The organism is Rhodococcus sp. (in: high G+C Gram-positive bacteria) (genome assembly GCF_049591685.1).
Lineage (GTDB): Bacteria > Actinomycetota > Actinomycetes > Mycobacteriales > Mycobacteriaceae > Rhodococcoides.
The window spans coordinates 1-26,276 of sequence record NZ_JBAWFH010000445.1; the positions used below are offsets into that span (position 1 = coordinate 1).

Below are 26,276 nucleotides of genomic sequence, written 5' to 3' on the forward strand. Positions count from 1 at the left end.
AGAACGGCGAACTCACCGTGGACTGGGAGCCCTTCTTGGCAGGGATTTTCGAAGGCATCGTGGAACAGGGCAATTCGGAGACCGACTACTCGAATCCTCCGGCTTCTTCGGCGCCGCCGCAATCGAACGAGACCTACATCGGCACCTACTCCAGTCCGTTCTACGGCCCCGCGGAAGTGGTCGCAGACGGTGCCGGACTCGCTCTGAAGCTTGGCAAGAACCTCCAATCGACTTACCCCCTCACCCACTACGGCGGCGACACGTACTGGTTCGAACCTGTCGGAGAGAACTCGTCAGGGCCGACGGGGGCCCAGTTCGCCGTCACCGCCGGTGCACCGACGACCCTCACCGTCGAATACCTCAACCCTCTCGGTCTCGGCACGTTCGGAAAATCCTGACCCCCTCACACGATCGGACAATGGCGATGAACCGTAAAACACGCACTCTCCTCGCACTCCTGCTGTCGTCGGGACTCCTCGTATCAGCGTGCACATCCAGTAACGACAGCACCGATGCCTCCGGCTCGAGCGATGCGGACACGAGCACGAGCAGTGCTGGCTCCAGTGCTCTCGTCCCCCTCGATTCTGCGGCCATGGATGCCGTGGTCGACGCAAAGGCGAAGGAGTTCCGCGAGATCGGCATGGTGGTGCTGATCAGGACACCCGACGGCGAATACGTCAACACATGGGGCAGCACCGAATTGGGCAAGGCGACGCCTCCGACACTCGACACCAAGGTTCGAGTCGGGTCGAACACCAAGACCTGGACGGGGACGGTCATCCTGCAGATGGTCCAGGAAGGCAAGATTTCCGTCGACGACCCGGTGAGCAAGTATCGCCCCGACGTACCGAATGGAGACAACATCACCATCGGGCAGCTCCTCGATATGCGTAGCGGTCTCTACAGCTACACACAAACCACCGAGCTCAACCGCGCTCTCGACGAAGATCCCGGACGGGTGTGGGCACCCGAGGAATTGGTAGCTCTCGCACTGTCCAACCCGCCGACGTCGGAACCCGGCGCAGAGTACAACTATTCGAACACCAATACGGTGCTGCTCGGCCTCATCGCGGAGCAACTCGACGGAAAACCGATCGCCCAGATCTATCAGGACCGCCTGTTCACCGAACTCGGATTGAAAGACACCTCGTTCCCGGCGAACACCGACACCTCCATCCCCGCGCCGTACACCTCGGGGTATTCCTACAGCGGCAACCTCGAAACGTTCGGAGAAGGAAAAGAATCGCTGTCCCCCGAAAGGGTCGCTGCCATCGATGCGGGCACTGTGACACCGAGAACGACGACGAACGACAACCCGTCGTGGACATGGTCTGCAGGACAGGGAATTTCGACGGCCAACGACATTGCCACCTGGGTGAAGGCTCTTGGCGCAGGTGAGCTGCTCGACGCCGAGACCCAGCAGCTCAGGATGGACAGTGTCGTACCGAGTGATGCGGAGGGCACCGCGGCCTACGGGTACGGAATTGCACAGATGGGTCCGATGTACGGGCACATCGGTGAGATGCCGGGGTACAACTCCTTCATGGGGTACGACCCCGAGAACGACGTCACGTTCGTGGTGTGGGGCAATCTCGCCCCCGCGGTCGACGGCAATGCACCGGCCGCCCAGGTCGCGAAGGCATTGATTCCGTACGTATATGCGGGACCGTCGACCGAGGCATCGGATGACGTCGACGAGCACGGTGCCGACGCAGGCGAATGACTGCACCGGTGGACCCCGACATCCGCGTCGTTAGGATGGGCAATCACGACTTCAGGGGGACCAAGTGGCGCAAGGCGATCTCAACACGACGTCGTATGTCATTCTCGGACTTCTGGCGTCGCGAGATTGGACGGCATACGAGATTTCGGTGCAGTTCGGTCGCGGCTTCGCCGAACTGTGGCCACGCGCTGATCGGCAGTTGTACAACGCCCCCAAGAAACTGCTCGAACGTTCACTCGTTTCGGCGACGACCGATCCGGTCGGCACAGGGCGTAGCCGTACGGTCTACTCGATCACGGACGCCGGCCGCGAAGCCCTGGCAACGTGGCTGGCCACAGGGTCCAAACCGTCGGCGCTGGAATTCGAAGGCATGATCCGGGTGTTGTTTGCCGATCAGGGTTCACTCGACGATCTTCGAGTCAACATCACGACAATGCGCGAACAGGCTCAGCGGACTCGTGCGTTGTTCGTCGCTCACGCCGGACGGCTGCTGGACGTCGACAATTCGACGTTCCCTGCGCGACAACATCTGATGACGCTCGCGAACCGATTCATGATCGGGCACTTCAGCCATATCTCCGACTGGGCAGACTGGGCGCTGAGCGAAACCGAGACGTGGTCCGACACCCGTACCCCGGCAACGACGCATCGGGAGCGAAGCGGAGCCATTCTCGAAGAATTGCTGCAGAGAGACGACCAGTTGGACGGCAAGTCGAGCCCGTGACGGCAGCTGCCGTCGAGAAGTTACCGAGTATTCGACGTAGGACCGGCGGCGGTGCGTGCGCCGCCCGCTCCTGGATCGATCGGCCCCGGGGTAACCACCGTCGCTATGGGACCGCATCGATGACCTCTCCATTGCGCGGGAGCATGCCCTTGAAGGTCACACGCACAGAATTCGCGCGGCCAATGTCGCCGTTGTCGACCGCTTGAACATGGACGTACGGTTCGGTGCTGTTCCCAGGGTTCCCACATTCACCCAACACGTCCCCCACCTGCACACGTTGTCCTGGCTGCACCCTCGAGCTGCCTTGGCGCAGATGACAGAGGGCAACCACGATCCCCCCGCTGTCAAGCAGTACATGATTCCCGGCAAGTGCCATCCACCCCGCTCGAACTCGACGGCGCTGGGTGAGCGCATAGCCGATCGAAGGCAGGCCGCGATACGCAGAATGGTCGGGGTCGGCGTCGTACGCTGCTGAGACGACTCCCTCTACAGGTGCCAGCACGGCGCGCCCGAAGCCAGGAAACTTCGCCGGCCGTTCCGAACGCACGAGAGAGGCGAACGTGACCGGCGCGGTGCGTCCCGCCGCGTCGACGGGCACGAAGTCGATCGCATACGGCGTCGCGAACGATGCCGTGCCGTGGCTGGGCACACGATCGGCGGGGCTCGAGTGGACCACAATGCGACTCGCTGCGGTAGGGCTCGGAGACGACGCCTTTCCACACCGCCACATCGACAGGACTGCGGCGCTGCAGAGGTTGGGCGCTTCGCGACTCTCGCACAGCAACATTGGTCGAAAAATCTGTAAAAAAGTTGCCTCGAAGCTCTTGGCACTCCCCGAGCGAGAGTGCTAATTTAGGTCTCGCACAGTTGAAGAGCGGCCCGCCACCGGGGCGGGTGCATCTGGGAAGCAGGAGGTGGTTGCTGTGCTTCGCTTCGATCCTTTCCGCGACTTCGATTCCCTCGCCGCCAGCATGGTGGGCGCCTCGACCGGTTCCGATCGTGCGCCTCGTTTCATGCCGATGGATCTGTACAAGGTCGACGATCACTACGTTCTGAGTGCCGACCTTCCCGGCGTCGACCCCGGATCCATCGATGTCGACGTCGATCGCGGAACACTCACCCTCACCGCACATCGCTCGTCACCCGAAAGTGATGGTGTGCAGTGGATTTCGTCCGAACGCTTCGCCGGGACGTACAGACGCCAGCTCTCGCTCGGAGACGGCGTCGACCCAGACCGTATCTCGGCGTCGTACGACAACGGCGTTCTGTCGGTGACGATTCCGCTCGCCGAACGCGCGAAGCCGCGCAAAATCGACATCGCCCGTGCCGACAACGAGCAGCGATCGATCGAGACACAGTCCGGCTGATAGAAATGCGCTCGAGGAATTGAGGCCGATCCCGGCAGTGCCCACGGCGGGCACTGCCGGGATCCTTCTATCAGGAGTCGATGGTGAACACAATTGTGTGGCAGACGAGCCCGGAGCGCGAAGCGTGGTGGCAGGCTGTCGTGGGCATCGAGCGAAGCGCACTCGAATGCGACGTAACCGACACCCTCGAGCAAAGCCAAGTCGTACCGTTGGACGACGATTTTTACCCGCACACCGTCAAAACAACGGCCGCCCACGTGCGCCGGCGACGGATGACCGTTGCCGCCGCAGAAGTGGTCCAGGGCGCTCCGCTGCTCGATGTCGCGGTTCGGGTACGGCTCGGCCGAGGCGTTCGGGCGGGCTTTCCGCGCCGTGCACGGTGCGGGCCCAGCAGATGTGCGCAAAAACGGCGGCCCCCTTCGAACACAACTGAAACTCACACTCCGACTGAGCGTAAAAGGTAACTCGTCAATGGACACTCGCATCGCCAACCGCCCATCATTTCGCCTCGCCGGTCACGCCACCCGCGATCCGCTCATCCACAACGGGGTGAACCCTCACATCGCAGCGCACATCGCAGCGCTTCCCGTAGACGAACATGCGCGACTCAAAGGACTCGGCAACACCGAACCCGCCGGCCTGCTCCAAATCAGCGCCGAAGTCGATCCCGACTACGCCGAAGGCAGCGAACTGACGTACATGCACGGCGTTGCGCTCGACGCGGCGAAGGCTGCGCCCGACGACCTCGACGTCATCGAGGTCACGGCCGGCGCGTGGGCGGTGTTCAGGGCAAGCGGCGCGTATCCGGCCGCGTTACAAGAGACCTATGCCGCGTCGGCAGCGCAGTGGTTTCCGTCGAACCCCTGGCGTCTGCGTCCCAGACCCTCGATTGTCGCGGTCCTCGACCGTGCCGAGGACTTCAGCACCGCGACAACCGAAGTGTGGATGCCGATCGAAAGCACGGAACGGACCAGCAACAGTGCAGTGCCGATACTCGAGACGAGCTGAGTCACGAGCTTCGCGACCATGTCGCTGGCAGGAGGCATCCACGCCTGGTACCGATCCCCATCGTGCTTTGGTCGCGCCGAGTTCGCTGACGCCGAACCTATCCGTGCCGCCTGCGGTACTCCTGTTCCGCTCCGGGGTGGAGGGGAATGGCGCCCGTCATGACGAGCGATCGGGCGTCGAGGAACTGGCTCCCGATTGCCTGGAGCGGAACCAACGCCGACGACTGGTCCAGCAGCGTGCCCACCAGCGCCGCGACGGTGTCGTCGGCCACGTCGGGATGCACCAGCAGCAAGTTGGGGATGCCGACCGTCGTGACCTCCGGATGAACGCCGTACACGTCAGCCGGTACCAGAACTGCCTCGTACGCGGTGCCGAACCCGCGTCGCAGATCCGCGACCACGCCGCCCAGGTCCAGGAGGCGGATAGCCGTCCGCAGATCGGCGAACGCCGGAGTCGGTAGCCCGCCCGCCCACATGACGGCGTCGATGTCGTTGTCGCCCAACGCTGTTCCCGCGTCGCTCATCGACAGCTGAACCTCGCGCATTGCACCGGCCTCGGAGAGACCCGACGCGTCGAAGATGCGCTGCGACACCAGGGTCGCGCCCGATCCGGGCGCCCCGATGCTGACCGTTCTCCCCCTCAGATCGGCCACTGTCTCGATGTCCGAGTCGGAACGCACTGCGATCTGGAAATAGTTCTCGTAGACGCACCCCACCGCCGCCAAATTTCGGCTCGGGTGGCTGTAGGCGGCGTCGGCGAGGGTGAGGGCCAGGTCGGCCCGGCCGGAATCCAACGCGTCGAGGTTGTCGATGGACCCCGCCGTCGTGATTGGGATGATTTTTGCCGCAACAGTTTCCGAGGCAACTCCCGCGAGTAGGCCGCCGAACTCCCAGAAGAACCCGCCGACCTCACCTGCCGCCAGACGCAGTTCCGGTGGCGGATCCGACGCGCAGGCCGCGACGCCCGCGCCGACGGCAAACAAGCCGAAAGCCCGCAGAGCTGCTCTACGCGAGAGCAACTCTGCGGGCGGGGTCATGCTGACACTCTAGGCCCGACAGTTACAGGGGTCCGTCTACTTGAACGCGCGGCCCTGCTCACGGTCCAAAACGGTCTCCGACTTGTTCCGCAGAACGAAGATGTACACCGCCAGCGACACCGCGATCACCACCGTCACGTAGAGGATGAACCACGAGACGTGCCCGCCGTTCTTCGCGGCCTGGTAGATCAGCGGAGCCGTCCCACCGAACGCGGAGTTGGCGAGGGCGTATCCCAGGCCGACGCCGAGTGCTCGCACATGGGAGGGAAACAGCTCCGCTTTGACGATCGCGTTGATCGAGGTGTAGCCGGTCAGGATGACGTAACCGACGCACACCAGAGCGAGGGATTGCACCACCGACGTCGCCGACGGCAGGTACGTGATGAGCACGTAGGTATAGAGCACGCCGCCGATGCCGAAGAAGACTAGCAGCGGCTTGCGGCCCACTTTGTCGCTGATCATTCCGCCGATGGGCTGCAACAACATCAGGAAGACGAGGCCGAACAGGTTGATCCACGTGCCGGTCATCCCGCGATCCTCGTACGCGGACTTGATCATCGACGGTGCGTTGACGCTGTAGGTGTAGAAGGCGATGGTTCCGCCGATCGTCACCATGAAACAGATCAACAGTGCGCGTCCGTGGTTGGTGAACAGCTCCTTGATCGACCCGGATGCCTGATCCGCTCCGGTGCGCACGGCGTCGAGTTGATCCTTCGTCAGGGACTCGTCCATGCTCCGACGCAGCCAGAACACCACCACCGCGGCGACACCGCCGATAAAGAACGCGATGCGCCAACCGAATTCCTCGATCTGACCACGGTCGAGAAAGGCCTGCATGATCAGCAGCGTCACCTGCGCCAGAACGTGGCCGCCGATGAGGGTGACGTACTGGAAAGACGAGAAGAATCCACGACGCTCACGTGTGGCGGCCTCGGACATGTACGTCGCCGACGCCCCGTACTCGCCGCCCGTCGCAAAGCCCTGGACCAGGCGAGACAGGATGAGAATGACCGCCGCCCACACACCGATGCTCTCCCTGCCCGGGGTGAGCGCGATGACCAGCGAACACGCCGCCATCATCGACACACTGAACGTCAGCGCGGCGCGTCGACCGTTCCTGTCCGCGTAGCGGCCGAAGAACCACGAACCGACCGGGCGCATCAGGAACGTGACCGCGAAGATGCCGTATACGTAGAGGGTGGAGTTCTTGTCGGCCGAATCGAAGAACTGGTTCTCGAAGTACGTGGCGAAGACGGTGTAGACGTACACGTCGTACCACTCGACGAGGTTGCCCGACGATCCGCGCAGCGTGTTGTACACCGCGCGGCGGGTGGCCGCCGGCGACGAGACGGGCGGGGTCGAGCTCGGCGAGCCGCCGGTCGAGATGGCCATGCAGGGTCCTTTCGGATGGAGATTGCTGCTGGTAGTTCACCCACTGTGACCGCCCGCACAGCGAGAACCAAACTGTTTCGCATTTCCTAACAGTCCCTTAGGAAACGGCCCTCGGTAGCGTCAGCTCTACCCGGAGTCCGGACGGCTCGGCCGCCCCGATCTGCATCGATCCCCCGGCACGCTCGGTCAGCGCATGGACGATGGCCAGCCCCAGACCGGTGCCCTCGCTCCCCGCATTGGACGCTCGGTAGAACCGCTCGACGATCGACGACACCTCGTCGGCGGGCACGCCCGGCCCGGTATCCGACACCCACAGTGCGATGTGGTCTCCGCAGTCTCGATACCCGATGTTCACGGCCGCACCGGCGCCGGCGTACTTCGTCGCGTTGCTGAGCAGAGCGTCGAGAATGCGGGTCAGGTCGTCGTCGGAAAGGGCAGCCACTGCCGTGTCGGATCCGTCGATGTGGGCGGTGAGACCGGCCGCGGTCATTGTGCTCGACCAGAATTCGACGCGGTTCGCCGCCACCGAACCCACATCCGACGCCACCGCCCGCGTATTCTTCGGCGTCTCCGCAGCGGCGAGGTCGAGCAGATCTTCGACGATGGTGCTGAGCCGGTCGACTTCGCGGGTTGTCTTGAGGTGGGCTTCCGTCGCCGAGTCCGGCACCCTCATCCCCAGAAGATCGAGACGAATCCTGAGCGCTGCCAGCGGGTTACGAAGCGCATGTGCCGTGTCGGCGACGAGGCGACGTTGCGCCGTGGTGGCCGTTTCGACGTCGTCGGCCATAGCGTCGAATGCACCGGACAGCGTCCGGACTTCGGGCGGCCCGACGTAGGCCGCCGGCTTCGGCCTCGGGGATTCCTCCATAGGTAACTGATTGTGGAACCTGTCGCCGAAGGAATGCACCCGCGACGCCAGCGCGGTCAGCGGCCGAACCACCCAGCGCGACAACGCAGCAGCGATGACGGCCACCGCCAGCAGAATGAGGAGGGCGCCCGCCGCGATGATCACCCACGCCTCCGCGACATCTCGTCTTGCGGACTCCGTGGACGCATCGATGACGACCGCGCCGTCGACCTGCGTTCCCCCGCCCACCGGCGCGGCGACCAGAACGGAAGGCTGCGACCACGGCGTCAAACCCGAAGGGACATCGCCGCGTTGGTTGCGGAGCGCCCCCGCGATCGCCTGCTGCACGTCGGTGCGGTCGACGTCGAGGCCCGCCGACGCGCGTACGGTTCCGTTGCGGTCGACGATGACGATGCCCTCGTCGTACAGGTCGTTGTAGCGCTGTAGGGACTCGCGGATCCGCGGCATCCCCGACGCGTCCTCGCGCGAGCTGAGCTCGGCGAAGAACGTCACTGCAGCGGAACGGTTCTCGGCGAACCGCTGCACCCGCTCCCGCCCCACCAACAAGGCAAGAGGGACCGACAGGGCGAGCACGACGACCGTCGAATAGATCATCAGGACCAGCAGGACGCGGCGCCGCACGTCAGGTGTCCCAGCGGTAGCCGAAGCCGCGGATGGTGACGATGGTGCCGGACCGCCCGAGCTTGGACCGCAGACCCGTCATGTGGACGTCGAGGGTGCGGGAGATGGCGACGTAGGCGTCGCCCCAGATGGCGTCCATCAGTTGCTCGCGGCTCACCGCCTCGCCCCGGCGGGTCACCAGATGGGCAAGGATTTCGAACTCCTTGGTCGTCAACGTGACCTCTCGGCCGTCGACCTCGACGCTGCGGCCCGCGAGATCGACGACGATGTCGCCCAAGGTCAGCCTGTCGGCTGCGGGTTCGTCCGACGCACCCCCGCGGCGCGCCGCCACCTCTAGCCGCGCGTACAGCTCACCGAGGCGGGCGGGTTTGACGACGTAGTCGTCCGCGCCCCCGCGCAGCGCCCGAACCACAGACCTCTCGTCGTCCCGCGCCGTCAGCACCACCACCGGCACCGAGCTGAGGGTCCGCAGCTTGCGGAGAACCTCGAGGCCGTCCATGTCAGGGAGCCCGAGATCGAGCAGCACGACATCCATGCCGTGGTAGCCGAGCAGCAGATCAGCCCCGCGGCGCATGCGGACGGCGACATTGCCGACCTCGGTCAGCGCATCGACCAGCGCGTCACCGAGCCCGTCGTCGTCCTCCACCACCGCAATACGCATCCACATGAAGATAGGCCACGGCGGTGCACGTGTTCGACGAGCTCACCTCCCGGACCCTCCGTCGTTCGAGGAGCGGACCGCGGTGGTCGCCTTCTCCAGGTTGCGACGGCCTCTCGCCGTGAGACGGGTGCGAAGAACCCCGAAGATTCGCAGCACGCCTCCATGGCCCGTGCGCAGCGCGGGGCCGTGCCGCAAGCAACATCAGGACCGTGATGCCTGTCGAAGGAGGTCGCGCGTGAGCTCGAGCTGGCCGAGGTGCTGGGCCAACTCGCGCACCAGGTGTGCCAACACCCACTCCGCGGTGGCAGTTGCGACCTCCGGGCGCGTGGAACCCGTGACGGTCCGATCGCGAATCCCCTCGCGGACTGCGACATTCACCCACTCGGGTAGGCGCGTACGAACATCACCAACCCGTGTAATCAAGTCTTCGACCCGGCCGGTGGCAGTGAACTCGGCGGCGCGGTCCCGCGGGATCCTCAGGCCGGCGATCACCGAGCCCGCCCAGTGCTCGATCACGGCGACGCAGTGGAACACGATGGCGTACGGACTGTTGGCGCCCGGCAGATCCGGTCGCGTGTTGGCCAGCTCGTCTCCCAGACCCCTCAGGATCTCGGTCATCGACGACAGGCTCGAGCCGGTGATCGCCAGAACGGCGTCCGCTACACGGCTTTGGGCGTCGTCTTGCTGCGACGTCACCACGGGTACGGCTCGAAGTTCTCGAAGGGGGAACAGCCGTACCGATCTTTACCTGTGTTGCACTGCATCACCGGACCGTACACCGGGCCCGCTCCGTCGACGACGAAGGTCAGGGGCTTTATGTCAGGTCGTATCGATCGGACGTAATTGGCATCCGATTGCCGGCTGCGTTGCGGCGGGGCGCGCGTGCGATCGGCGTGGACGACGGTCCCGCTCTTGCCGGTGGTCATCGCGGTGATGGGCAGTGGCAGGTGGCCCAACGGTCGATCGGCAGCGCGACCGGCCCTGGCCGGTCCGGCCACCCGCCCATCACAGGAAAGGTGTTGCCTCGCAGACGTGAGGCGATCAGCGACGTCAGCCACCCGTCGAGATCTTCAGGCCTGCGGGGGATGCCGTATCCGCGACCGGACGTCAGCCCAGAGCGTCGGCGATGCGCGGTACGAGCGCGTCGACGGCAAAGGGAATCGACAGCACAGAGTTGTACGTGATCGCTCCACGTTGATCGATCGTCGTGGGAATGATCGCGTTGTCGCGTCCTGCCTGCAGAGTGCCGAACAGTGGATTCTCGGCAACCACGTCGATGTCGGCCCCGGTTCCGAGGAAAAGCATCACATCGGCGTCGAGCATCGAAATGTTCTCTGCCGACACCGGAACGAAGAACTTGGTTCCGTCGTCCTCGGCCAGCACACCGTCGGGAATCCGGAATCCGAGCGAGGTCACGAATTGACCGCGGGCGTCACCGGGAAGATAGCCGCCGTACTGACCTTGATACGGCAGCACCACCGACGCAGTTCTCCCCGCGAACTCCGGGTTGTCGACTCGTGCCTTGTCGAGGGCCGCGGTGGTCCGTGCGTTCAACTCGGTACCCAGTTCGGACTCGCCCATGGCCAGGGCGATCGTGTCGGTCGCCGCCTCCCGCCCGACTGCATAGGCCGCCGAACCCTCCGGTCGCGCAATCGTCGGAGCGATCTCGCTGAGCTTGGCGTACGTCGCCTCGTCGAAGCCGGCGTTGATGCCGGTAATCAGATCGGGTGCCAAACTCGCGATCAGCTCGAAGTCCGGCGCGGAGTCCGAGCCCAGCAAGGTCAGTGGCGCATCGCCGACGAGTTCCTCAGTCCACGGCCCCAACCCGTTCTCGTAGAACGTGTAGCCGGTATTGCCGACCGGTACCGTTCCGAGCGCGATGGCAACATCCGCATCCGATACCCCCAGCGTCACAATACGTTCGGGCTTCTCGGTGACGGTGGTGCTGCCGTAAAGGTGATCGATCGACACAGGGAAAGCGCTGTCGACGGCCTCGGCGTCCGCGGAGCCGGTTTCCGAACTACCACAGGCAGTCATCGAGCCGACGACGGCGACCGCTGCCGCCAGCGCCGTCAGCCAGGTCCATTGACGTTTCACTACGTACCGCCCTCGCTTGTCGCCATTAGGTTAGGCGAACCTTAACAGGGCTACGGAAGCAGACGCACCCAGGCACTGCAGGCGTCTGCCTGCTGGGGAGCCCATATCGGGGCAGACCAGCGCAGGTCACCGACAGATCTACCTAGCGAAAACCGCGCTGAACTGGCGTTTCGATACGACGCTGCGGAAAATGCAATCTACAGGCGTGACATCGGGCCGCGTTGCCAGCCGGAAGGACTGAACTCGCGTCACCAACGGCGGCTCCGAGGGCTTTGATACCGAGTAGATCGAGTGTGCGTTGCAGCAGCACTTCGATACGGCGCGCCCTCCCGCGTTTTATGGACGCCCGCTACGTCCGCCCGCACCTCGGTGCTACTCAGAGAACCCGGAAGCGGGTCCTTCGCTTTACAAGTTTCACCATGCCCGTTGCATCCAATCGATCGAAGAGAGTCGCAGCGGCATCTCCAGTGGGCGTGTCGGCATCCTATCCCGCTGTCTGAAGCAAGCTAAACGGTGCCTCCAGATTGACCAAGATGGCGACCAGCTGGCGGCCATCGAGTCCTTGGTGGGCCGCGAGTAGTGGCACAACGGTGTTGACGTCGGGCGCGTGGTCAGAGATCTGTCTGATGTGCTCAATGTCCAACTTTGCTCCCCGTTTCACGGCTCTGCGCGCTGCAGCGCGGTACAGATCGGGTTCATCGGACTTAGTCGCGATGAAGGCGTCGAAGTCACCAAGGACCCGGTCGTGGAGTTCTGTAGGCGCGGCGTCGTCCTTGAGCAACCCGTGGATCAGGGTGTCGTTCATACGGGCAGCAGTCACAAACGGCCGGAGTGCGTCGTGGCGGACGAGCGCCTTGGCGACGGCCGGCCACCCTGCTGTCGCAAAGCGGTCGAAGGCCTCTTCGGTAGCTTCCACCAGACCACGGTCGAGTGCATCCGAAAATAGGTCGTCCGGTACTGGCTCGATTTCCGTCAAAGGCAGGTCAGACGGGTCAACACCCAACTGGTCGGCCAGCGCGGCGCGGTCTATCGCCTCCAGCTGTTCGTGCGCGTTAAGTAACTTCAGCGCTAGTCGTACATTCCGTGTAGGAGCCGGTTCTTCGGTTCCCCCAGCGTCGACCGAATCGAGCTCGCTTGAGATTTCGATGACAGCTCCGTCGGTCGTCAGGTGTCCTGCCAGTTCGGCGTCGACGCTGTGCTGGTCGATATAGGTGTTCAGGTTAGAGACCGTGAGAACGAACCGGTGCTGCCCAGCAAGCGCCTTTCAGGTGGCAGGTGCAGTCTGCGAGAGGTCAAGGACGGCGCTATCAGGGCTGCTGTGTTCCAGAATCAAGATCAGCTGGCTCGCGGACCATTCATGGTCCTCGCTGAGTAGCGACAGCATGGTCTCACGCCCCTCGACGGCATAGGGGGTAGCGGGGTCGGCGGCGGAGACCTGGAGATAGGTGTCGATGTCGGCGACGCAGCGTGTGTTGACGGCTTCATCGTTCGCAATGACGTCCAGCGACATCGACCCATGCACCCTTAGCCTGGCGCTTTCATGCCGGTGAGGTGTCACGGCGCGTTTCATTCAAAGAATGGTGCCCCGACCTTGGAGAATTCGACTTACCACAGTTGAAAAACACCCCGCTCGAGAGGCACCATTCCGGTGAGTCAGTCTACGTCGTCGTACCCCACCTTGTCCGTCGATGCCACCGGAACCGGGGTCGTGTCGCACGCCGCAGCGGTGACGTTGCTCCGAACCGCCGAGGCCACCGGACTCACCGCAGCCCTCTCGCAGAGCCTATCGCCGTGGCGGAAACCGTTGGCGCACTTCGACCCCGGCAAGATCATCACCGACCTCGCCGTGTCGTTGACGCTCGGTGGGGATTGCCTCGCCGACATCGCCACCCTCCGCGAACACTCGGCCGTCTTCGGGACAGTGCCCTCCGACCCGACCGTCTCCAGGCTGATCACCGCACTGTCCGCAGATGCACCCGCAGTGCTCACCGCGATCGAGACCGCCCGGGCATCGGCCCGCGCTACGGCGTGGGGACATGCCGGCGAACACGCTCCCGATCACGACATCACCGCGCAGAACCCGATCGTCATCGGCCTCGACGCAACTCTGGTCACCGCCCATTCAGAGAAGGAATCTGCAACCCCGACTTACAAACGAGGATTCGGATTTCACCCCCTGTTGGCGTTCGTCGACCACGGCACCGACGGAACCGGTGAACCCGTCGCGGCCGTGCTGCGACCCGGCAACGCCGGATCTAACACCGCTGACGACCACATCGCAGTGACACGGAAAGCGTTAGCGCAGCTACCGAACCTGCATGCTGTCCGGCCGGGAAAGAAGGTCCTCGTCCGCACCGACGGCGCCGGAGCCAGCCACAAATACCTGACCTGGCTACACAACAGAGGAGTGTCGTATTCCATCGGGTTCGGGATCACCGATGCCATGGTCACCGCACTGAGTGCGGCCCCCGAGGGCGCGTGGTCTGTCGCCGTCGACGCTGCGGAGCAGGTCCGCGACGGAGCGTGGGTCATCGACGCCACCGGCCTCCTCGACCTCCGGGCGTGGCCGACCGGGATGCGCGTGATCATCCGCAAGGAACGCCCGGTGCGCCGTGAGGCGCTGTTGATTCGAGTGGAGGTGAAAGACCTTTACCGCCGATCTTGTCGTAGCAGGACGGTGGAGCTGAGGGCAGCCTGATCCGGGTGGTGCCGGGGAGGGCGGGAAGCAGCCCTGACAAAGCCGGGACGTGTCAGCACTGCCAGATGGTGCGGGTTCGGCAAGCGGGACGGAAAGGAGTACGAGAGGAACCGGCGTTTACGTCTCTTCATCTTGCACCGGCTCAAATCTGGTGGATATGGGCCGGCAGCGGTGCACACCCACCCAAGGTGGTGGGGAACTCCTGGGTCGGATAGGTCGGCCGGCCGGGAGACCACGGTGACGTGCTGCGGGGTAGCCGTGGTGATGCCGCAGGGACAGAGTCGGGCTCCTCCTCCGTCGAACGAATCACAGTGAACACGGGAACCATCACGGTCCTCGCCGACCTCTGGGCATCCACCCAGCAGGTTCGGCTGGGCGCACCGACCGCCGATCGGGCCGCGATGGGGCGGAGCCGTCGTAGTACTCCGAGCCGGGGAAAGCCCGGCACATGGGGAAGGGCGGCAGCGGTATCGAGAAGGGAAGGAGACTGTAATACCGAAGGATGCGGCGGTGAATATCGTCGCCCCGGTCACGGCGGGCCCTGTGGGTCCTCGTGCGCGGGTATCGGGGATGCAGACCAAGCTTCACCATTGGGCGGCGGCCGATCCCGGTCGCAGGTTCGATGACCTGTTCAATTTCGTGCACGACCCGGCCACACTGCGTGTGGCGTTCGAACGGGTCGCGGGCAATACCGGCGCGAAGACTCCCGGCGTCGACGGTCTGACCGTCGCTGACGTGGAGGCGAGTGTGGGGATGCCCAGGTTCCTGGATGACCTGACAACTCAGTTGAAGGACGGCTCATTTCGGCCGCTTCCGGTACGCGAACGTAAGATCGCCAAGCCCGGTGGCAACGGGAAAGTCCGGAAGCTGGGGATCCCGACGGTCGCGGATCGGGTCGGGTCGTTCAGGCAGCGCTGAAGCTGGTGCTGGAACCTATCTTCGAGGCCGACTTCATGCCGGGCTCGTATGGTTTCCGGCCGAGGCGACGGGCACACGACGCAGTCGCGGAGATTCAGTATTTCGGCACCAAAGGTTATCGCTGGGTGCTCGATGCCGACATCGAAGCGTGTTTCGATTCGATCGAACACACGGCTCTCATGGGCCGGGTGCGCGCACGAGTCAAAGATAAGCGTGTGTTGCTGCTGGTCAAAGCGTTCCTCAAGGCCGGTGTGATGACCGAAACCGGTCACCTGGAGGACAATCCGACCGGCACGCCGCAAGGGGGCATATTGTCGCCGCTTCTGGCCAACATCGCCCTGAGCGTGCTCGATGAGCATGTTCACCGGCCTTGGCTACCAGAGGGGGGCGATGAGCACCCCCGTACGTCGGGCTCTCCGTCGTAGGGGGGGACTGCCGAATTGGCGAATCGTGCGCTACGCGGACGACTTCGTCGTGCTCGTGTTCGGCAACGTCGACGACGTGAAGGCCCTGCGCGAGGAGATCGCTGATGTGCTCTCGCCCTTGGGACTTCGGTTTTCCGAATCCAAGACCCGAGTGGTGCACATGAGCGAGGGGGTCGACTTTCTTGGGTTCCGCATCCAGTGGAAACGCAAGAAGGGTACGGACAAGTGGTACGTCTACGTGTTCATCGCCGACCGTCCCATTCGGTCGTTGAAGGACAAGATTCGTACACTCACGAGCAGGTTGTCGCAACAGCCACCCGAGGATGTGCTGAGACGGATCAACCGGATCATGCGCGGGTGGTCCAACTACTTCCGGTATGCGGTGGCCAAGAGCGTCTTGCAATCCCTCGCCATATTCGTCTGGCACAGGATTGCCCGCTGGTGGATCAAACTGCATCGGTGGAGTTGGACCGATCTCCGACGGCACCTCATCTGCCCTGCGGGTCGATGGCGGATGCCCTCGGCAGGCGGGGTTGAACTGTTCAACCTCGGCCGGGTACCGACAGCTCGATGTCGCTACCGCGGCAACACGATCCCGAATCCGTGGGTGGCGGCACACCACGCTTGAAGGCAGAGACCGTGGAGAGCCCGGTGCGTGGAGACGCGCACGCCGGGTTCGGCGAGCGGCTCGCAGAAACGGGCCGGTGGCAACACCGGAACCGCGCTGCGGGCCGACTCAACCACCCCGGCGCGCAACTGAGGTTCACCGACTCGAACGGTCTCCGATTGACCGCGTTCGCCACCAACACCGTCCGCGGCCAAGTGCAAGAGCTCGAACTTCGGCACCGTCGCCGTGCCCGCTGCGAGGACCGGATCCGCACCGCCAAGGACACCGGACTGACCAACTCTCCCGTTGCACGGGTTCGATCAGAACCGGATCTGGTTGGCGATCGTGGAGCTCGCCCTGGACTTGACGGCACGGACTCAAATGCTCGGTTCACCGACCACGACGCACGCAAATGGAAACCCAAACGTGTTCGACTGCGCATCTTCTCGGTAGCGGGACGCATCTCGAGCCATGCTCGCCGCATCCACCTGCGCCTGTCGAAGACCGCGACATGGTCGACTCTCATAGTCACCGCGCTGACCCGGTTGGCGGCCCTGACCGCGCCCGCCTGACCGCACTTCACCCGACCCGACGACCCCGAAAGAACCCCCACCTCGGCCCGTGGATTCGAGCGCTACCGATCGACATCGGCCGAACCATCGTGCGCCGACAGGCTCGAAACACATTCTCGACCCGCTCAGGCCAGCACATCACCGGGGAGAAAGATCGAGGTTAAGCTATACATTCGACATTGGAAGTATTGCTCAAATTTGCGTAACAATGGTATCTCAAATTTGCCATGAACCCTTCACATACAGCCCTTGGAGCGCCATGCTGTCACACTGTATGGATGCCTAGCCACTGCATCGTCAGTTGGTTGAATTCATCAGCCAATTCGTACTGAACCCAGTGTCCACAGTTTCGATATACATGAAGCTCACTGTTCGGGTAATGGCGCATCAACGATGCACTGCTGTCGAACGCTGCGAAGCGATCATGGGCACCGTGAAGGACCAGTACCGGATTCGGAACTTCGGAAAGCCTGGAGGTGTAGTCGCCATTGACAGGACGACTATCGAGAATTGCCCTTCGGTGACCCCGCTTGTCGGCATCCATGGCACTATTCCATCGAACATCGATGAAGGCATCGTCAACGTTAGTCTGATCGAAGAAGAACAGCCGAAGCATTTGAGCCATTTTTTCCCTGGTGGGATGCTGAAACAAGTCGAATAACAGCGTAGTCCCGGTGGCAGGCATCGGGTCGAATATCGATGGCCCGGTGTGACTGCCCATCAGGACAAGTGTGTCGAGCTGGTCGTTGTGGTGCACAGAGAAGGCAATGGCATCCATGCCACCTTTCGAGTTGCCGACAATCGAGGCACGGGCAACGCCCAAATGGCCCAGCAACTTGGAGAGAATATCCGCATCGAAACGAGCCACATCGTCATCCTGTATGACTACAGAGTCCGATGTGCCATAATTCGGCATGTCGACCAGCACGACATGGAATTTATCCGAGAACGGCTCGATATTTCGATGGAAGTTGAACCAACCGCTCGCACCCAATCCGCCGCCATGTAGAAAAACCACGGTGCGCTCGTGCTCGGTACCTGCTTGATGAAAGTGGATCCGACGTCCATCGATGGTAACATTCTTCTCAGTGTTGCTGTATGTAAGACGACCAGTATGTGTCTGATTGGCAGTCATTGTGTAGATCTTCCTTTCACGATAATTTCGTCTTTCATTGGGCGGTCCGGTGTGCGTGAGGTCGAATTCGTCCAGCGGTCGACGGTGCACCCACGCCGAGCCCCTCATCGCGAATCCTGTTCGGACGCAGCAGGATGGCGATATATGCCGAAGCCGCGAAACAGACTGCCGCTGCTACGAAGGCCACCAGGTGCAGGCCTGACGTGTAGGCGTCTTGGACGGCCTGCACAGCTGAGTCGTCCGAGTCGACCATCATGGCAGCCCGGGCCTGGGCCAGGGCTTCGATCGGCGTGCTGGCTTCGACGCCCGATGGCAGATCACCACTGTTGGGGTCGAGCGCCGAAAGGTACCCCGTCGTAGCGAGACTGCCGAGTATCGCTACACCCAGTGCATTTCCCAGATCTCGGGAAATGTTGGTCATCGCAGCTGCCCCGGTTCCGTCACGAGTTGCCTCCGATGCTGCCATGATAAAGCTGGTGGTCAACGGTACGATCAGGGCCATACCGAGAGAAAATAGAACCACCGATGCTCCGAAGGCGACGTAGCCAGATCGAGTGTCCGCAATCGTGAACAGTCCGAAGCCTCCACCGCACAGTCCGGTCGCGATCGCGGCTGTCCATCGGGCACTGATCCTTCTGGTGATTCTCGGCTGAATCGGTGTAAAACACATGACGACGAGAGCATATGGCAACCATGCCAATGCAGACTCGAGCGGCGAGTATTCGAGCGCTACCTGGAGCCATGAGAGGCTGACGTAGAGCACGCCGTAATATCCGATGAATACTAGGAGCATAATACCAAATCCCGTACTGAAGCGACGATCCAAGAACAATTGAAGATTCAAAACAGGGCTATCGGCCGTACTCTCTCTGAAGAGGAACGCGATCAAGAGGGCTAGTGAAGCGGCAATTCCCACGACAGTTTGCAGCGTGAGCCATCCGACGGTCTGGGCATTGATCAAGCTGAAAACGAGCAGTCCAATCGCGCAGAGCGACAATACAGTGCCGCCCCAGTCCAAGCGGCCCGTTTCGGGTCGAGGCGGGTTCGGTATCAATACGAAGGCCGCAACGAGCGACGCCAGTACCAGTGGAGTCAAAATGAGAAAGACCGACCCGGGCCAGAACTTGGCGACGACGACGCCGCTGACAATCGGCCCCAGACCCCCAGCCAGCCCTGTGAAGCTCGTCCAGACGGCTATCGCTGCAGCCCGCTTCTCGGGTGGGAACACCAGCATTACCGTCTCGAGTGTCCCGGGCATGATGAGTGCGCCACTGAATCCCATGACGCAACGAGCGGCGATGGTTAGAACAGCGCCACCCGCGAAAGCTGCCATCAGTGATGCGATAAGAAACAGGACCAGTCCTGCGGCCATGGTTGCCCGCGATCCAAATCGCCGAGCCAATTGGCCCCCGATAAGAATGAATGCTGCCAAGAACAGCGAATAAGCCGCAACTATCCACTGCGTTTGCATGCTATTCGCGTCGAGTGCACGGCTCATTGCGGGAAGTGCAACGAAGAGTGTCGAATTTGCCGCGAACACGATCACCAGGTTCGTCGTGAGCACCGCTAGGATTGCCGCACGCCGCCTCGGCGGTGGGTACATCGTGTGGTTGCGCTCTGCGTCCTCCATCATGACCGGCTCTTTGTTGTGCAACAACACAGCTCTCGAAACCGAGCAAAGTCGGGCCTACGGAGTGTCACGACGAAGAGACTTCCGTGTAGACGACCCCATCCAACACTTCCACCGGGTACACAGCGACAGGCGTGGTGGCCGGCGGAGCTGCGACCTTCCCGGTCTTTATGCAGAATTGAGCGAGATGCAGGGCACACTCGATACGATCACCGTCCACATAGCCGTCGGACAGTAGCGAGTTCCCGTGACTGCACAGATTGGATGTCGCATATATTTGACCCCCTATGAGATACACCGCAATGGGAGGGTCCGACGATGCGTTCATGACGTCACCTTCGGTCAAATCACCGACGGCACACAGCCGTATTCTATTCACAGCAGTTCTACTCCCTCGACAGTAACCGTCGTCGTGATCAGGCGGCAATTACACGTTGGTCGAATCATGTCTGGTTGGTCAGAAGAACACACTCAGATTCTTTGAAAGAACCACGTTTTGCTCCAAAAGAACTGTACGACGGACGATTTCGAAGCCTCCCGCGGTACGTCTCAAAACATCCTTCCGCTCCCCTGCCCACAGATCTTCTTCGATGTCCATCCGGTTTCGGTACACGATGAAGTTCGAGTCGACGCCGATCTCATCGTCGCCGCCGGCGGCAACGTCGACGCGAACGTTGCTGATGAGATGGCGAGCACGGGAGGGCGGTTCCTCTGCCCAGTTCTGTCCGGTCTTCCGTTGTTGGATCCGAAAGCGCATGCGTGTCAGATCGTCGTCGTAGTGTGCGAGGTAAGCACCTCGTGGCTCGTCATCGGGTCGCGATTGTCGACGTAGCCGGCTGGTTCGGACCGGCATGTAGTAATGCAGGTCGTCCGCCAGGAGGGCAAACCAGCCGTCCCAGTCCCATCGGTCCAGAAGGGCCGCCTCATGGTAAAGGAACTGCTCTACCTGGTACTGCAGCATCATTTGTGCGGTGAGTCGGGCCGCTGGGCTCAAGGTGCTCTCGGTCGTCATCTCACGCCTCCTTCGATACTGCAGCGGCTGTCGCATCGCCTTGGACGTGCGGCCACTGCTCGCTCGTCATGTACTCGACCCATCTGCGATAGAACGCACGCTGAGGCCCTTCTCCGAAGTAGCGCGACCCCAATCGGCCAGGGAAGTCGTTGTGAGTGTGTTCTTCATGGCCGAGTCCCATGCGATAGTTCCACGCAATCTTCCGCACCTGCGTCCCTTGAGCCAACTGACGTCCGATCAGATCCCAGTTCTCGCCGTCGTCGACCTCGACAACCCCGGCCGCTCCTTCCGTCATTCCCGACGTACGCTGCAGTTCCTTTCGGACTTCTTCGCTAGCGTTCTTGTCGACAATGCAGAACTTCCACACCTCGAAAGAGTTCGGACCTTTCGGATGCCACACTCGAATATCGTTGCCGTTCAACAGTCCTGACAAATTCGGAAAGACATTGAAGTTGCCGGTCAGTTGGATACGCTCACCCACACGCTCATTACCGACACGGGTGCGGTTCTCGAAATAGGCTCCGAGGGCGTCGTTCCCGAAGCGCGCGTTCTCGTTGAACATGTAGGACACACCATGGCCTTCCGGGAAGCTGGCCTGTCCGCCGCCGACCGGATCGATAGTCTCTCGCATCTGCATGATCGACGAGGCGTGTGTCGTCACCGCATGGTAGCCGTCGCCGGCGAATTGTTCGGCGGCTAGTTTCCAGTTGCTGTGGATTGTCCACTTGATCACGCCAGGCAAGACCTCGATGCCGTCTTCGGCGTGATCGGTCAGCCCGTCGATGAAGAACTTCATGTCACCGAGGTAATCCGTCAGCGGCGGGGCAGTCTCGTCGAAAGTGCCGAAAATGAAGCCGCGATAACTTTCCACTTTCGCCACCGGCACGAGGCCGTTTTCGGCTGTGTCCAGCTCCGAGTAGTACGCATCATCGAGGTTGGGGACGTTGATGAGCTTGCCGCTCGTGTCGTAGGCCCAGCCGTGATAAGTACAGGTGAAGAATTTCGCGTTACCGTCCTCTGCGCGGCAAACTCTCATGCCTCGGTGCCGACATGCGTTGAGGTAGGCACCGACACTCCCATCCGCTCGTCTGGTCACCAGCACGGGGTCACCCCCCATGTAGGTTGTGAAGAAATCGTTGGCCTTGGGGATCATGGAGTCATGTGCGAGAAACAACCACGCACGGCCGAAGAGCTTTTCTTGCTCGGCCTTGTAGATGTCTTCGTCGATGAACAGTTGAGGACTGATCAGCCCTTCTTTCCAATCGACCATCGACTCGAAATCTTTGGTGTCGTATTTCATTGCTGAGCCTTTCCAAGTGAACGGGTATCGAAAGGGGTGAAGTGAAGAGCGACGTCGCCGAGATACGACGGGTCAGGCGACCGAAGCCATCCGTCGTAGATCCGTGGTCGTGTCCGCCAGATCGCCGAGTGCAGGCTCGGCGCCGGTCTCGATCAGGCGCATGGCTCCACGTATGTCGCGGCCGGCGTTGAGGCCGAAGGCACCGACCACTTTTCGGTCGCGCAGATACAGCGCGCAGAATTGAGCCCCCTGCCGATCTCCTCTGATGATGGATTGATCGGCACCGACGCAATCACCCGTGACTTGAATGTCATGGTCGTACTGGTGGGACCACGACCATGGGACATCGAGAGTGCTCGGATCGCCACCCATCAAGGTCTCGGCGAGTCGGACCGCCTGAGTCTGTGCGCCCCTCCAGTGTTCGGACCGGACAGGTCGCCCGAGACGGGGATCGTGGCGAAGTGCCACGTCACCGATCGCAGCAATTTGAGGTATGGATGTGATGCCGAACGGATCCACCGAAATCCCCTGCGCACAAGTCAAACCCGCTGCCTGCGCCAATTCGTCGTTGGGAAGCATGCCGATTCCGACTACAACCAGATCTGCGGCGATAATGAGGTCGCCGGACAGCTCGACAGCTCGAACATGGGAGTCGCCGATCATTCTTTGGATGTGCCGCCGGCACAACACACGAACCCCATTGTTTCGGTGCACTTCTTCGAGAACATCGCTGATATCGGAGGGGACAACGCGGGGCAGGAGCCTCGGTGCCTGCTCTACAATCGTCACCTCTTTGCCCAGCGACTTCGCCGTTGCTGCGATTTCGGAACCGATGAAGCCACCACCGACGACAACGATCGAAGTCGCCGTGTGGAGGCGGTGCCTCAGCTCGTCCGCATCGGCGAGGGTGCGTAGATATGCCACCCCATTTAGCGTCGCCCCCTCGATCGGCAAGGGCCGCGGTCGACCCCCGGTCGCGAGCGCCACGAAATCGAGTGCGACACGATGTCCGGTGGCGAGGCGGATCCCGGTCCGAACTGGTTCGATGGCATCGACGACGCAGTCGGTTCGTAGATCGATGCCGTTGTCTTCGTAGAACGACGGGTCGTGCAGCGGCAGGGATGACCGATCGGCGTCTCCGACTAAGTACGCTTTGGAGAGAGGCGGTCGATCGTACGGGATCTCGGGCTCCGCGCCGAACAGGTGAATACTGCCGTCGTAACCGTTACTTCGCAGACTTTGTGCCAATGTGACGCCGGCCAGCCCAGCGCCGACTATTCCAATGGATTTCATGGAATCAGATCGCGGGGCCGGCAGCGAGAACCTCGTGCCCCCAGATGCTCGGTCGGTCATAGGTCGATACGCTCCACGAATCGTCCTCGACGGCAACACCATCGGTACCAAATTCGATCTCGAAACCCGACGGGGTCCTCATGTAGAACGAGAGCATACGGTCGTTTGTGTGACGGCCGAGAGTCTGGGTGATGTCGGCGGATCCACCTAGAGCCTTGTCATACGCGGCTCCGATTGCGTCGAAGTCATCGATTTGCAGCATGAGATGGGCAAAGCGTTCAGTGCTTCCGGGCACATGACCGAAGGCCAAGCTGTGGTGGCGAGCGTTCACGCGAGTGAAGTACACACGGATGTCCGGCGACATGATGACCATGTCGCTCAGCGAGAATCCCAACACGTTCAGGTAGAAGTCGCGAGCGACATGTTCGTCCTGGACGTAGAGCACGATGTGCCCGAGGCCCTGACTGCCGGTGACGAATCGGTGCCCGAGGGGTGACACGAAACGGTCTGAGGCGGCACGGGAACCGTAAAAGAATTCGAGTTCGTTACCGTCGGGATCTTGACATCTCAGCAGGCGAAGGACCCCCCTGTCGGTGGCGAGTTCTGTGTCTTCACGCCATGTGACGCCATGGGCATCCAAGCGGATCGAAAGTCGTTCGAGGGCCTCGGCATCGGGCAGCTCCCATCCGGTGAAGGCGTGTGAGTCAGTATCGGCGGCGTGGACGCGTATCCGCCACGCGCGTTCGTCGGTTCTCAGTGCCACGTCGCCGTTGTCCAGATCGACAACCTCGAGTCCCAACATGTCATTGGCGAAGGTCCGCCAACCGGGCAGGTCGGTAGTGGTAAAGCCAAGGTATCCGAGCGCTGTAATGTCGCTCATCAGATCTCCGTTCCAAGTGTGGTTCTGCAGCCTGGGATTGGTTGCGTAAGCGAGTGCTCGCGCTGTGCGAGCCTGAGAGTGGGGCATGCATTCGGGAGTGGACCCATGACCCATGTCACAGAAACGTTCGCACGGCCTGCGAGTGAGAACAAGAGTCGTCTCGGTGAATGAAACTGCGATCACCAAATCCGTGAGTTCTGAAATGTCCTGCTATGCAGTTGAATACAGTCCGACCCGAATCGGGACGGCGTACTTCCCACCCATGATCAGCACGTTCGAAATACTGGACTCAGCGCGGCATCCCGCCCCACAGCATCCGCGGTTGTTCGAACTGCGTGGGACAGCCCGATCGGCATTGCGTGTTCGGAGCGAGCGCTGACCGAAAGCGCCGCAATTGCGCGGCCGTCGCCGAGGTGAACCGGAGCCGCTACACAAGCAATGCCTGGCCCCGATTCTTCTCGTTCGAATGCGACGCCGTCTCGGCGAATTGCGGCCAGTTCCGACTGCATGGCGTCGGCATCGACTATCGTTCGCGGGCCCAATAGCCTAGGGTTCGTGGCGAGAAGCCCGTCGACGACGTGCGGTTCGGCGCATGCGAGTAGTGCTTTACCCACTGCCGTTGCATGAGCGGGCAGGCGTCCTCCGACGCGAGAAGCAAGCGGCAGGGGGTCTGGTCCATCGAGGACCGCAAGGTAGATGACATCAGAACCGTCCAGAACTGCCAGATGCACGGTGCGACCGGTCTTGTTGCGCAGGTCTATCATTCGCGCCATCGCCAACCGACGCAGTTCTTGGGGGCGGACGGCGTGCTGGCCTAGTTCGAAGAATCGCACTCCCAGCCGGATCGAAGTCCCGCTGCGTTCGAGGAAATGTTGGTCCACCAACTCTGTGACGATACGAGACACCGTGGCCTTGGGCAGTCCCGAGCGACGTGCGATGTCGGTCAGGCGCTGCTCTTCGTAGGACGTCCCAAGGAATCCGTCCAATACCCGCGCCACTCGACCGATCATCGTTGCTGGGTTTACCGCATCCCTCTGGGCCGAAGTCGGTTCGGTCATGCCGGCGAACTCCTCTCGAACTTTCCGCATCGCGCGAGGCCGGCGTGTCCGCCGACGGCGGTACCGGACACCTGATCGCTGTATAGAGTGACGCATGTCACTGGTTCAGTTGTACTTGAATGTGGATTGAATTTCAATCCCCGATGTGATGAAGACACTCAGGGCGCATACGACTGCTGTGTCTCGGTCAGTAGAACGAAGTTCGCGCGCAGTTCTGAACTGGAGCACTGTGGAAACACCGCAGTCCGCTGACTCCCAGTCGGGCTCCTGATGGCCGAGGAATGATGATCGAAAACAGTAGGTCCTGGCAGCGCACATTGAACCTTGGAGACGACGAGGTTCGCTTTCACGACGTCGGAACAGGGCCCCCGCTGATCATGAGCCAAGCTTTCGGTCCCCTACCCGGCACCACAGCGTGGCTGACCTACAGTCGCGTACTCAGCGCGCTGTCCGCGCACTTCCGCTGCATTGTGATCGACCACCCGAACTTCGGGCGTAGCAGCCCAAAAGTCTTTCACGAGCCGTTCCACGATGTATGTGCCCGTAACGCATTCGCGATCATGGACAACCTGGGTATAGGCGCGGCCTCGCACTTGGGTGTATCGATGGGGGCCACCGTCGCAATCGATATGGCACTCGCACAACCCGATCGGGTGAACAAGCTTGTCCTCGGGTCGTGCCATGCGTCCTCGGGTGGCGACCCTTACGCCCTGTCGCCATTCCCCAGCGAAGGAATGAGGCTTTGGACCGAAAATCAGGGCGGAGGTCCGGACCGCGCCGCCATTCGACGACTCCTACGAGCTCTCGTCTTCGACCCAGAACACATCAGCGAAGAGTTGGTACAGGAAATGTACTTACTACGTCTCCAGGAACCGGCACATGCCGACGCGATGAACGCGAGTACACCGGCACCTCACAGCAATCTCGGCGATCTCCACAAGATCGATGTGCCCACACTCATCGTTCACGGTCGTCACGACCGACTCGTACCGGTGGAGCAGGCGTTGCTGTTGACCGGATATCTCACTACCGCTGACCTTGTCATTCTCAATCGATGTGGCCACTGGCCACCCTTCGAGCGTCCTGACGCATATCTGGCCACGGTGCTGCCGTTTCTACTCGCGCCCACGTGATGAATGGTCTCGGGTACCGAATAGGCGGGCAGGGTCCATAGCTGCTACTTCTCGTGCTGCTGTGTCATAGTGCCCAGTCAGCGAATGCAGCAGCTCGGTAGTCCGGCGCATTCTTTCC

At 62.0% G+C, this 26,276-nt stretch carries 25 protein-coding genes and 2 pseudogenes; 10 read left to right on the forward strand and 17 right to left on the reverse strand.

Features of this window, described 5'->3' with window-relative positions; genetic code table 11:
* The 3 genes from WBQ44_RS18605 to WBQ44_RS18615 form a co-directional block, all read left to right on the forward strand.
* The coding region (locus tag WBQ44_RS18605; RefSeq protein ID WP_495568151.1) for a DUF3471 domain-containing protein at window positions 1-398 on the forward strand (398 nt) is incomplete at its 5' end.
* 26 nt (window positions 399-424) lie between these two features.
* Window positions 425-1,723: a serine hydrolase domain-containing protein gene (locus tag WBQ44_RS18610; protein ID WP_495568152.1), complete on the forward strand. Its 1,299-nt coding sequence runs from the start codon at window positions 425-427 to the stop codon at window positions 1,721-1,723.
* Between the two features lie 64 nt (window positions 1,724-1,787).
* On the forward strand, window positions 1,788-2,447 hold the full coding sequence (locus WBQ44_RS18615; RefSeq protein WP_495568153.1) for a PadR family transcriptional regulator: 660 nt from the start codon (window positions 1,788-1,790) through the stop codon (window positions 2,445-2,447).
* Between the two features lie 103 nt (window positions 2,448-2,550).
* Here WBQ44_RS18615 and WBQ44_RS18620 read toward each other — a convergent pair whose 3' ends face one another.
* On the reverse strand, window positions 2,551-3,234 hold the full coding sequence (locus WBQ44_RS18620) for a M23 family metallopeptidase (protein WP_495568154.1): 684 nt from the start codon (window positions 3,232-3,234) through the stop codon (window positions 2,551-2,553).
* Between the two features lie 136 nt (window positions 3,235-3,370).
* Here WBQ44_RS18620 and WBQ44_RS18625 point away from each other — a divergent pair, with 136 nt between their 5' ends.
* Both WBQ44_RS18625 and WBQ44_RS18630 read left to right on the forward strand, forming a co-directional pair.
* Entirely contained in the window at window positions 3,371-3,814 is a 444-nt protein-coding gene (locus tag WBQ44_RS18625; protein ID WP_495568155.1) for an Hsp20/alpha crystallin family protein, read from the forward strand.
* Window positions 3,815-4,285: 471 nt separating this feature from the next.
* On the forward strand, window positions 4,286-4,822 hold the full coding sequence (locus tag WBQ44_RS18630) for a GyrI-like domain-containing protein (RefSeq protein ID WP_495568156.1): 537 nt from the start codon (window positions 4,286-4,288) through the stop codon (window positions 4,820-4,822).
* A gap of 97 nt (window positions 4,823-4,919) precedes the next feature.
* On the opposite strand, the gene WBQ44_RS18635 is transcribed toward WBQ44_RS18630, so the two are convergent.
* From WBQ44_RS18635 to WBQ44_RS18670, 8 genes are all read right to left on the reverse strand, one after another.
* On the reverse strand, window positions 4,920-5,858 hold the full coding sequence (locus WBQ44_RS18635; RefSeq protein ID WP_495568157.1) for a TAXI family TRAP transporter solute-binding subunit: 939 nt from the start codon (window positions 5,856-5,858) through the stop codon (window positions 4,920-4,922).
* 36 nt (window positions 5,859-5,894) lie between these two features.
* A complete protein-coding gene (locus WBQ44_RS18640; protein WP_495568158.1) occupies window positions 5,895-7,250 on the reverse strand; it encodes an MFS transporter in 1,356 nt (451 codons plus the stop codon).
* 97 nt (window positions 7,251-7,347) lie between these two features.
* Window positions 7,348-8,739: a sensor histidine kinase gene (locus WBQ44_RS18645; RefSeq protein ID WP_495568159.1), complete on the reverse strand. Its 1,392-nt coding sequence runs from the start codon at window positions 8,737-8,739 to the stop codon at window positions 7,348-7,350.
* Between the two features lies 1 nt (window position 8,740).
* Window positions 8,741-9,400 (reverse strand): response regulator transcription factor, encoded by a 660-nt coding sequence (locus tag WBQ44_RS18650; RefSeq protein WP_495568160.1) that lies wholly within the window; start codon window positions 9,398-9,400, stop codon window positions 8,741-8,743.
* A gap of 201 nt (window positions 9,401-9,601) precedes the next feature.
* Window positions 9,602-10,096, reverse strand: coding sequence for a DinB family protein (locus tag WBQ44_RS18655; RefSeq protein ID WP_495568161.1), 495 nt, complete (start codon window positions 10,094-10,096; stop codon window positions 9,602-9,604).
* Window positions 10,097-10,507: 411 nt separating this feature from the next.
* The gene (locus WBQ44_RS18660) at window positions 10,508-11,497 is read right to left on the reverse strand and encodes an ABC transporter substrate-binding protein (protein ID WP_495568162.1); all 990 of its coding nucleotides are present in this window, start codon (window positions 11,495-11,497) and stop codon (window positions 10,508-10,510) included.
* A gap of 484 nt (window positions 11,498-11,981) precedes the next feature.
* Window positions 11,982-12,473, reverse strand: coding sequence for a hypothetical protein (locus WBQ44_RS18665; protein WP_495568163.1), 492 nt, complete (start codon window positions 12,471-12,473; stop codon window positions 11,982-11,984).
* Window positions 12,474-12,761: 288 nt separating this feature from the next.
* On the reverse strand, window positions 12,762-13,007 hold the full coding sequence (locus WBQ44_RS18670; RefSeq protein WP_495568164.1) for a hypothetical protein: 246 nt from the start codon (window positions 13,005-13,007) through the stop codon (window positions 12,762-12,764).
* A gap of 138 nt (window positions 13,008-13,145) precedes the next feature.
* Between WBQ44_RS18670 and WBQ44_RS18675 the strand changes: the two are divergent.
* The 4 genes and pseudogenes from WBQ44_RS18675 to WBQ44_RS18690 all read left to right on the forward strand — a co-directional run.
* Window positions 13,146-14,102: pseudogene (locus WBQ44_RS18675) on the forward strand (IS1380 family transposase); the annotation flags it as partial.
* A gap of 801 nt (window positions 14,103-14,903) precedes the next feature.
* A pseudogene (locus WBQ44_RS18680) lies at window positions 14,904-15,538 on the forward strand (reverse transcriptase domain-containing protein); the annotation flags it as partial.
* On the forward strand, window positions 15,504-16,166 hold the full coding sequence (locus WBQ44_RS18685) for a group II intron maturase-specific domain-containing protein (RefSeq protein WP_495568165.1): 663 nt from the start codon (window positions 15,504-15,506) through the stop codon (window positions 16,164-16,166). The pseudogene WBQ44_RS18680 and the gene WBQ44_RS18685, both read left to right, overlap by 35 nt.
* Before the next feature lie 23 nt (window positions 16,167-16,189).
* The gene (locus WBQ44_RS18690; protein WP_495568166.1) at window positions 16,190-16,717 is read left to right on the forward strand and encodes a transposase; all 528 of its coding nucleotides are present in this window, start codon (window positions 16,190-16,192) and stop codon (window positions 16,715-16,717) included.
* Between the two features lie 265 nt (window positions 16,718-16,982).
* Here the strand turns inward: WBQ44_RS18690 and WBQ44_RS18695 are convergent, their stop codons facing one another.
* The 8 genes from WBQ44_RS18695 to WBQ44_RS18730 all read right to left on the reverse strand — a co-directional run bounded on the left by WBQ44_RS18695 (window position 16,983) and on the right by WBQ44_RS18730 (window position 25,025).
* Entirely contained in the window at window positions 16,983-17,852 is an 870-nt protein-coding gene (locus WBQ44_RS18695; protein ID WP_495568167.1) for an alpha/beta fold hydrolase, read from the reverse strand.
* 34 nt (window positions 17,853-17,886) lie between these two features.
* Window positions 17,887-19,485, reverse strand: coding sequence for an MFS transporter (locus WBQ44_RS18700; RefSeq protein ID WP_495568168.1), 1,599 nt, complete (start codon window positions 19,483-19,485; stop codon window positions 17,887-17,889).
* A 64-nt stretch (window positions 19,486-19,549) separates the two neighbouring features.
* On the reverse strand, window positions 19,550-19,861 hold the full coding sequence (locus WBQ44_RS18705) for a non-heme iron oxygenase ferredoxin subunit (protein WP_495568169.1): 312 nt from the start codon (window positions 19,859-19,861) through the stop codon (window positions 19,550-19,552).
* A 78-nt stretch (window positions 19,862-19,939) separates the two neighbouring features.
* Window positions 19,940-20,494, reverse strand: coding sequence for an aromatic-ring-hydroxylating dioxygenase subunit beta (locus WBQ44_RS18710; protein ID WP_094650400.1), 555 nt, complete (start codon window positions 20,492-20,494; stop codon window positions 19,940-19,942).
* A gap of 1 nt (window position 20,495) precedes the next feature.
* The gene (locus WBQ44_RS18715; protein ID WP_495568170.1) at window positions 20,496-21,794 is read right to left on the reverse strand and encodes an aromatic ring-hydroxylating oxygenase subunit alpha; all 1,299 of its coding nucleotides are present in this window, start codon (window positions 21,792-21,794) and stop codon (window positions 20,496-20,498) included.
* A 72-nt stretch (window positions 21,795-21,866) separates the two neighbouring features.
* Entirely contained in the window at window positions 21,867-23,087 is a 1,221-nt protein-coding gene (locus WBQ44_RS18720) for an NAD(P)/FAD-dependent oxidoreductase (RefSeq protein ID WP_495568171.1), read from the reverse strand.
* A 4-nt stretch (window positions 23,088-23,091) separates the two neighbouring features.
* Entirely contained in the window at window positions 23,092-23,967 is an 876-nt protein-coding gene (locus WBQ44_RS18725) for a VOC family protein (RefSeq protein ID WP_495568172.1), read from the reverse strand.
* Window positions 23,968-24,233: 266 nt separating this feature from the next.
* Window positions 24,234-25,025 carry an IclR family transcriptional regulator gene (locus WBQ44_RS18730; protein ID WP_495568173.1) on the reverse strand — a complete coding sequence of 264 codons (792 nt, stop codon included), beginning with the start codon at window positions 25,023-25,025 and terminating at the stop codon, window positions 24,234-24,236.
* Window positions 25,026-25,402: 377 nt separating this feature from the next.
* Between WBQ44_RS18730 and WBQ44_RS18735 the strand changes: the two genes are divergently transcribed.
* Window positions 25,403-26,158 carry an alpha/beta fold hydrolase gene (locus WBQ44_RS18735; protein ID WP_495568174.1) on the forward strand — a complete coding sequence of 252 codons (756 nt, stop codon included), beginning with the start codon at window positions 25,403-25,405 and terminating at the stop codon, window positions 26,156-26,158.
* The last annotated feature ends 118 nt before the right edge of the window (window positions 26,159-26,276 follow it).

Bases quoted from the DNA above. Each gene is read 5' to 3' on its own strand.
- WBQ44_RS18610 (WP_495568152.1), top strand. From the start codon at position 425: ATGAACCGTAAAACACGCACTCTCCTCGCACTCCTGCTGTCGTCGGGA.
- WBQ44_RS18620 (WP_495568154.1), bottom strand. From the start codon at position 3,234: ATGTTGCTGTGCGAGAGTCGCGAAGCGCCCAACCTCTGCAGCGCCGCA.
- WBQ44_RS18630 (WP_495568156.1), top strand. From the start codon at position 4,286: ATGGACACTCGCATCGCCAACCGCCCATCATTTCGCCTCGCCGGTCAC.
- WBQ44_RS18635 (WP_495568157.1), bottom strand. From the start codon at position 5,858: ATGACCCCGCCCGCAGAGTTGCTCTCGCGTAGAGCAGCTCTGCGGGCT.
- WBQ44_RS18640 (WP_495568158.1), bottom strand. From the start codon at position 7,250: ATGGCCATCTCGACCGGCGGCTCGCCGAGCTCGACCCCGCCCGTCTCG.
- WBQ44_RS18650 (WP_495568160.1), bottom strand. From the start codon at position 9,400: ATGCGTATTGCGGTGGTGGAGGACGACGACGGGCTCGGTGACGCGCTG.
- WBQ44_RS18670 (WP_495568164.1), bottom strand. From the start codon at position 13,007: ATGTCGCTGGACGTCATTGCGAACGATGAAGCCGTCAACACACGCTGC.
- WBQ44_RS18685 (WP_495568165.1), top strand. From the start codon at position 15,504: ATGAGCACCCCCGTACGTCGGGCTCTCCGTCGTAGGGGGGGACTGCCG.
- WBQ44_RS18695 (WP_495568167.1), bottom strand. From the start codon at position 17,852: ATGACTGCCAATCAGACACATACTGGTCGTCTTACATACAGCAACACT.
- WBQ44_RS18700 (WP_495568168.1), bottom strand. From the start codon at position 19,485: ATGATGGAGGACGCAGAGCGCAACCACACGATGTACCCACCGCCGAGG.
- WBQ44_RS18710 (WP_094650400.1), bottom strand. From the start codon at position 20,494: ATGACGACCGAGAGCACCTTGAGCCCAGCGGCCCGACTCACCGCACAA.
- WBQ44_RS18715 (WP_495568170.1), bottom strand. From the start codon at position 21,794: ATGAAATACGACACCAAAGATTTCGAGTCGATGGTCGATTGGAAAGAA.
- WBQ44_RS18720 (WP_495568171.1), bottom strand. From the start codon at position 23,087: ATGAAATCCATTGGAATAGTCGGCGCTGGGCTGGCCGGCGTCACATTG.
- WBQ44_RS18725 (WP_495568172.1), bottom strand. From the start codon at position 23,967: ATGAGCGACATTACAGCGCTCGGATACCTTGGCTTTACCACTACCGAC.
- WBQ44_RS18730 (WP_495568173.1), bottom strand. From the start codon at position 25,025: ATGACCGAACCGACTTCGGCCCAGAGGGATGCGGTAAACCCAGCAACG.
- WBQ44_RS18735 (WP_495568174.1), top strand. From the start codon at position 25,403: ATGAGCCAAGCTTTCGGTCCCCTACCCGGCACCACAGCGTGGCTGACC.